Origin of the sequence: Streptosporangium fragile, assembly GCF_039534445.1 — a bacterium.
GTDB classification, from domain to species: Bacteria; Actinomycetota; Actinomycetes; order Streptosporangiales; family Streptosporangiaceae; genus Streptosporangium; species Streptosporangium fragile.
Genome location: NZ_BAAAVI010000058.1, coordinates 47734 through 54495 on the forward strand (window position 1 = coordinate 47734; position 6762 = coordinate 54495).

Sequence of the window (6762 nt, forward strand, 5' to 3'; positions counted from 1 at the left end):
CCCATGCCGGTCGCCCCTGCGAGACCCCGGCTGCCAGGCCAGATGCAAGTCGCCTCCAACCGTCGTTTCGCACACTGGAGACATGTGGCTCTTCGATCGCACGGTCCGCCAGATCCGCGGCAATCCCGTCCTGCTCACCTATCAGCCCCCGGAGCCCGGCAGACTGGAGGAGGTGCTCCGCCTGCACGACCCCCGGCTGAGGCGTTCGGGAGACTGGCTCGTCGCGGGCGGGGCCAAGTTCCGCTGGGCGGAGCTCACCCCGGAGCAGGCCGCCTCGGCGGGCCTCCCGGCCGGCCGGCGCGGCGCGATCATCGTCCGTCACCGGAACCGGACCACGGGCTCGTTCATCCTCAACGGCGTCGCCAGCCGCCTCGGCGGCGCCATCTACCCGCCGGAGGAACAGGACGACTATGTGGACGTCGAGGTGCGCATGCGCAAGAGCGACGGGATCGGCTGCGACGGGGCGGCCCAGCTCATCCGCCCGATCCTCGGCGCGCGGACCGTCGAGCACGATCACGGCCTGGGCATGTGCCAGATCGTCGGAGGGGAGGGCGACCCCGTCGTGGTCACCTACAACTGGCCGGGCGCCGACGCCGAGCACATCGTCGACCTGGAACTCGACGCGGAGGACCCGGCCGACCTCCCCGCTCTGGAGCGCCTCTACCGCGCCGCGGTGGCCATCGCCGAGACCACCGGAGCCAGCATCACCTGCAAGGACTTCCCCGTCACCCGTCTGGAGGACATCGTCCCTCCCACCGACCGCTTCCCCGGCTGAGTCTCCCCGCTTCACCCGCGAAGGTTCCCCGGCCGGTCCGTGGAGCTTCCGGCCTCTCTCCTGCGGAGCGCCCCCGGCTGCCCGTGGAGCTTCCCGCCTCTCCTGCGGAGCGTCACCGGCTCCCCGCTGAGATCGCACGGCGGCCTCCCGGCGCGGCCGGACGGCCCTCCCCCTCGACGGCTCTTCGTCCCTTTCCCGGCTGCCCCGGCTGTTGCGGCGATCGGGCGATGCGGCGGAGACATGGCATGTATCGTCCGTTTTTGATCTTCTTTGATATGGGTGGATAGGGATATCTCGTGACACCGGCGGAGCCCGACTGGTCGGGCGTGCTGAAGTCTCTGTGCCTGGTCGTGAGCTCCGCGCTCCTGCTGGGCGGCGCCCTGCAGGCCGGTTTCCGCGCCGTGGTCTCCTTCGCGGGCTGGGAACGGGAGATGCCCGTCATGGCCGTCGCGGCGCAGGTGGCCAACCCCGACAGGCGCTTCTCCGCCACCGACGTCGACCGGGGGGCGCTGGCGGCGACCTACACGCTCACGGGGGAACCGCGCGGCACCGGGGCGGGCACCCGTGACTACGAGATCGTGGAGGATCTCACCGGCCGCGTCGACGCCCCCCGCCTCGGCGGCCCGGAGGCCACCGCGCTGGGGCGCGCGATCAAGGGGGTCGTCGCGAACACCGCGTTCGTCGACCGGGAGGAGGACAAGGAGCGGCGGGAGGCCACACGGAAGGCCCTCGACGGGCTTCCCGCCGGGCTCAGCGCCGTCGCGGCCGTGGAGTTCGCCGGCCCGATGACCGCGGAGCGGATGATCGCTTTCAACCGGGAACACGGTCTGTGCCCCGGTGCCGACACCGTCTACATCTACTCGCCCTACCGCTACAACGACTCCACCGGTGAGCCCCCGGCCAACGCGATCGCCTGGAACCGGGGGATGGGCTACCGGAGTTCCGGGTGGCTGACCTACCTGTGCGAGGGTGAGCCGCTGCCGGCTCTTGAGGCGTTCCGGGAGTGGACGAGGCAGCTCACCTCCCACCACGACAGAGGGCTGGAGCAGTTCGGGCTGGACCGGCAGTCGCTCGTCGGCGCCGCCCGGGAGGGCCGCGTCCACGGGTTCGTCGCCGACTCCTGGAAGGTCTCCGACCTGCGCAAGCTGCTCGACGCCCCCGAAGTGCGGGGGGTGACGGTCACCGGCGTGGCCTTCGATCCCGAGCGGCTCCGGCCGGTCAGCGGCGAGGGTTGACGCGGCGGGTGGCGACGGCCGACAGGGGGTCTTCGGGCCAGGGGTGCTTCGGGTAGCGGCCGCGGAGCTCGGCGCGGACCGCGCGGTAGCCCTCGCGCCAGAACGAGGCCAGGTCGGCGGTGACGGCCGCCGGGCGGCCGGCGGGGGAGAGCAGGTGAATCAGCAGGGGGACACCGGCGACCCGCGGGGCCTCGGCCCAGCCGAACAGCTCCTGCAGCTTGGCGGCCAGCACCGGTTGCTCGCCCGAGTAGTCGATCCTGATCCGCGACCCGCTGGGCACCTCGACCCGCTCCGGGGCCACCTCCGCCAGGCGCGCGTGCCACGGGACCAGACGCTGCAGGGCGGCGGCCACGTCGACGCGCTCCAGGTCGGACCGGCGGCGGGCGCGCGACAGCTCGGGCTCCAGCCAGCGCTCGGCGGCCTCGACCAGCGCGGCGTCGTCCGTCGCGGGCCACGGGTCGCCGAGCGCGCGGTGACAGAAGGCCAGGCGCTCGCGCAGGGCGACGGCCTCGGGCGTCCAGCGCAGGATCGACAGGCCCTCCGTCCGCAGGCCGTCGAGGACGGCCGGCCGTACGTCGGCGTCGCGCAGCGTCACGGCGGACAGCTCGATCGCGCCCAGCCGCTCCACCCGGCGCGCCGAGACGTCACCGCGCCGCTCTCCCGGCGGGACGCGCCAGGCGATCTCCTCCTCGGTGCCGTACAGCGGGGCGGCGGCGAGCCTGGCGATCTCCTCGTCGATCACCACCGCCTGCCTGATCCGGGCGGACGCGGCTCCCGCCGGGCGGTCCGCGACCGCGACGGCCAGCCACTCCGCCGTGTCCAGCCGCGACCCGCGCGGCAACTCGGCGGCCGTGCCGGAGGCCATCAGGTACGCCCCGCCGCGCCGCCGCGCCACCCGCTCCGGGTAGGCCAGCGCCACGACCGTCCCGGCCACCGCGTCGTCACCGTGCCCGGTGCGGCCCTGTCCCGGGCCGCCCCGCGCCGCGTCACCGTGTCCCGCGGCGCCCGCCCCCGTGGCTGTCCCGGCCACCGCGTCACCCCGGCCGGAACCCGCGCCGCGACCCGGACGGTCGCCGGGGACGACCCGGGCCAGGCGTCTCGCCTCCGCCCGCCAGCGGGCGGCGAAACCGTCGTCCCCGCGGCGGGCGGAGCGCCAGACGGCCACCAGGTCGTCGCTCGCGTCCCGGGGAAGCTGCTCGGACAGCAGCGCCACCACCTCCGCCGCCTGCGGGCCCGCGTCGATCAGGGCCCGGGCCAGGCGCGGGTGGATCCCGGCCCCGGCCATCCGCCTGCCCCGGTCGGTCACCCGGCCCGCGGGATCGAGGGCACCGAGGGCGTGCAGGGTGCGCCGGGCGGCGTCCATCGCGGCGGGCGGAGGCGCGTCGAGGAGGGCCAGGCCGGTGGCGGCCGGGTCGCCCCAGCAGGCGGCCTGGAGGGCGAAGCCGGTCAGGTCGGCCAGGGCGATCTCGGGCTGGGCGTGCTCGGGGAGCCGTTCGTGCTCCGCCGCCGACCAGCACCGGTACACCACACCGGGTGCCTCGCGGCCCGCCCGCCCGGCCCGCTGGGTGGCCGAGGCACGCGAGGCGCGGACGGTGGTGAGCGAGCCGAGCCCGCGGGCGTGGTCGGTGCGCGGCTCCCGGGCCAGGCCGGAGTCGACCACGATCCGGACGCCCGGCACGGTCAGGCTCGACTCGGCGACCGAGGTGGCGAGCACCACCCTGCGCCCCGCGCCGGGCGACAGCACCGCGTCCTGGACGTGGGCCGGGGCCTGGCCGTGGACCTGCAGCACGTCGACGCCGGGGAGCCCGGAAAGGCTCGCGGCCACCCGGCCGATCTCGCCGACCCCGGGCAGGAAGCACAGCACGTCCCCCTCGTGCTCGGCCAGCGCGCGCCGGACGACCCCGGCGACGTGGGCCAGGAACGCCGGGTCGACCCGCAGGCCGTGCGGGGGCGCGATCGTCCCCGCCGGCGGCGCCCAGACGGGCGTGACCGGGTGCATGGTCCCGGAGGCGTGCACGACCGGCGCGAGGCCGTCGGCGCCGTCCGCGCCGTCCATGTCTCGGGGGCCGGAGAGGCCGTCGGGGGAGCCGAGGAGACGGGCCCAGGGCAGGGCGTCGGCGGTGGCGGAGGTGGCGACCAGGCGCAGGTCCGGACGGAGCGTCGCGCGCACGTCGAGGAGGAAGGCCAGGGCCGTGTCGGCGTCGAGATGGCGCTCGTGGCACTCGTCCAGCAGGACCGTGCCGACGCCGTCGAGCTCGGGGTCGCGCTGGAGCCGCTGGAGGAGCACCCCCGTGGTGACGACCTCGACGACCGTCCCGGGACCGGCCCTGCGCTCGCCGCGGATCGAGAACCCGACCTCCGCGCCCACGTCCGACTCCAGCAGCCACGCCATCCGCCGCGCCGCCGCCCGCACCGCCATCCGCCGGGGCTCGGCCACGATCACCCGTCCGGGCGCCGGACCGTCCGGCAGCCCGGCCAGCGCGAGCGGGACGAGCGTGGTCTTGCCGGTGCCGGGAGGGGCGGTGAGCACGGCCACGCCGCGCTCGTCCAGCGCCGCCAGCAACTCGGGCAGCGCATGGCGGACGGGCAGGCCGGACCAGTCTGAACGCACCCGCCCAGTCTCCCCGACCGCGGTGCCCGCCGGGACACGGGATCAGTTCCTTACTCCGTAATATGTCCCCCCACCCGTATCGGGGCGTGTTTCGCCAGAATCCATTACATGGTCGAACAGTCGGACGCGTTCCGCGACGGATCCGTGTCACCCCGCGCGGACGGAGAAGAGTCCGGGGCGCCGGAGACGGACCGGAAGCTGCCGCCGCTCACCCGAGCCCTCGTCGGACCCCCCGGCCGGTGGCTGCTGCCCGGCTTCGCGCTCACCGGTCTGCTGCTGCTCTACGGTTCGAGTATCCCCGGCGGCCACTTCCTGGCCCAGTTGCTCGGCGGCTCCCTCGTGCTGATCCTCGGTTGCGGCTGGGTGTCCCGTTTCGTCGTGGGGCTGCTGCGCGCGGACGGCCGGTCCGGCCTGCGCAGGCACTGGGTGCGCTGGGCCGCGGCACCGGCGATGGTCGCGGCCGTGGCCGCGCTCATCGGCGCGGGCGCCCCCATGGACGCGCGGTTCGCCCTGTCCGAGGCGAGCATGGAGCGGCTGGCGCGGGCGGTGTCCGCCGGGACGCACACCGGGGACGGCGAAGGGTGGGTCGGGCTGTTCCCCGTCTCGTCGGTCGACCGGGTCGAGGGCGGCGTGTCCTTCACCCTGGAGGATGTGGGCTTCGTGACTCGCCACGGCTTCGCCTGGAGGCCCGGCGGGCCGCCCGCGTATGACGACGGGAACCATGACGACGGGGACTTCGTCTACCGGCACATCCGCGGACCCTGGTACGAGTGGACCCAGCTGTGGTGAGGCCGGACAGGCCGGGGTTCTGGGTCGCGGTCGCCGGGCTCGCGCTCCTGGCGGGGTTGATCGGCCCACTTGCGGGAATCATCCCTTTTGTGATCGGGCTCGCCGCCATGTTCGCCGCCGTCGTGACCGCCTACCAGGAAGCCGCCCGGCTGCGGGCGCAGCAGAGCACGTCGCCCGCCGAGGGCGACCCGCCCGGCCCGCCCCGGACCGGCGGGGGGACGGAGTCCCGGTCCTGATCCCACGGAGACCGAGCCCGCCCCCGGAGGAGCGTCAGGCCGAGGGGTCGAGGACGCCCATGCTGACCAGGGCGATGATGACGACGCCCAGGGCGATCCGGTAGATCACGAAACCGGTGAAGCGGTGGGTGCTGATGTACTTCAGGAACCACGAGACCGCCAGGTAGCCCACGACGAAGGAGATCACGGTGGCCAGGATCGTGGGCCCCCAGGCGGGCGCCCCGTCCTCGCCGATCTCGAACAGCTCCAGGAAGCCCGCGCCCAGCACGGCCGGGATGGCCAGCAGGAAGGAGTACTTCGCGGCCTCCTCCCGGCGGTAGTCCAGCAGCAGCCCGGCGCTGATCGTGCCGCCGGAGCGGGAGACGCCGGGGATCAGGGCGAGCGACTGGGCGAGACCGTAGAGCAGGGCGTGGATGGGGTTGAGGTGCCGCTCCAGGGTGAGCTTGTTGCGGGCGCTGCGGTCGGCGAGCCAGAGGACCAGGCCGAAGACGATGAGCGTCGTGCCGATCAGGCGCAGGTCGCGGAAGACGCTCTCGATGGAGTCCTTGAAGGCCAGGCCGAGCAGGACGATGGGGAGCGTGCCGACGATGACGTACCAGCCCATCCGGGCGGCGTGGTGGGCGCGCAGGGCGGGCGTCCACAGGGCGCGCGTCCAGGTGGAGATGATCTCCCAGATGTCCTTCCGGAAGTAGATCAGCACCGCGGCCTCGGTGCCGAGCTGGATCACCGCGGTGAACGCCGCGCCGGGGTCCTGCCAGCCGAAGAGCGCGGAGACGACCCGGATGTGCGCGCTGGAGGAGATTGGCAGAAACTCCGTCAATCCCTGGAGCAGTCCCAGGACCACCGCTTCGAACCAGCCGATCAACTTTGACACCTTCCGTACCCGCGCATGCGTGACCTACGCGAGGCTAGCGGAGCGTTGGGGCGCCTGTGACCTCAGCATTGCACTCGTTACCGTCCGTGATCGGACATGGTGAACGCCGGGTGGAGTCCGGTTGAACATCGGGCTGACCCCGGCTGTATGCGAAACCAACGCGATCCGGTGCGAACCGCGCCCCGGGGCCCGGGGCGCCTCGCGCGAGGCGCCCCGGGCAGGGGGCGAGGCGGAGCCGTCAG

At 74.2% G+C, this 6762-nt stretch carries 6 protein-coding genes; 4 read left to right on the top strand and 2 right to left on the bottom strand.

Translation table 11 applies throughout. From position 1 onward, the window contains the following. Positions 1-82 precede the first annotated feature (82 nt). Both ABD841_RS30410 and ABD841_RS30415 read left to right on the top strand, forming a co-directional pair. Positions 83-775, top strand: coding sequence for a hypothetical protein (locus ABD841_RS30410; protein WP_344978956.1), 693 nt, complete (start codon positions 83-85; stop codon positions 773-775). A gap of 296 nt (positions 776-1071) precedes the next feature. Further along, a complete protein-coding gene (locus tag ABD841_RS30415) occupies positions 1072-2010 on the top strand; it encodes a hypothetical protein (RefSeq protein ID WP_344978958.1) in 939 nt (312 codons plus the stop codon). Here ABD841_RS30415 and ABD841_RS30420 read toward each other — a convergent pair. Beyond that, a complete protein-coding gene (locus ABD841_RS30420) occupies positions 1994-4621 on the bottom strand; it encodes an ATP-dependent RNA helicase (RefSeq protein ID WP_344978960.1) in 2628 nt (875 codons plus the stop codon). The two genes, ABD841_RS30415 and ABD841_RS30420, sit on opposite strands and share 17 nt — an antisense overlap. A gap of 108 nt (positions 4622-4729) precedes the next feature. Between ABD841_RS30420 and ABD841_RS30425 the strand changes: the two genes are divergently transcribed. Together ABD841_RS30425 and ABD841_RS30430 are read left to right on the top strand one after the other, a co-directional pair. Further along, complete coding sequence (locus ABD841_RS30425; protein ID WP_344978962.1) at positions 4730-5410, top strand: hypothetical protein; 681 nt, start codon at positions 4730-4732, stop codon at positions 5408-5410. Further along, positions 5404-5646 carry a hypothetical protein gene (locus tag ABD841_RS30430; RefSeq protein WP_344978964.1) on the top strand — a complete coding sequence of 81 codons (243 nt, stop codon included), beginning with the start codon at positions 5404-5406 and terminating at the stop codon, positions 5644-5646. Before ABD841_RS30425 ends, ABD841_RS30430 begins: the two co-directional genes overlap by 7 nt. 34 nt (positions 5647-5680) lie before the next feature. Here the strand turns inward: ABD841_RS30430 and ABD841_RS30435 are convergent, their stop codons facing one another. Then, complete coding sequence (locus ABD841_RS30435; RefSeq protein WP_344978966.1) at positions 5681-6520, bottom strand: undecaprenyl-diphosphate phosphatase; 840 nt, start codon at positions 6518-6520, stop codon at positions 5681-5683. Positions 6521-6762: the final 242 nt, after the last annotated feature.

Bases quoted from the DNA above. Each gene is read 5' to 3' on its own strand.
- ABD841_RS30410 (WP_344978956.1), top strand. From the start codon at position 83: ATGTGGCTCTTCGATCGCACGGTCCGCCAGATCCGCGGCAATCCCGTC.
- ABD841_RS30425 (WP_344978962.1), top strand. From the start codon at position 4,730: ATGGTCGAACAGTCGGACGCGTTCCGCGACGGATCCGTGTCACCCCGC.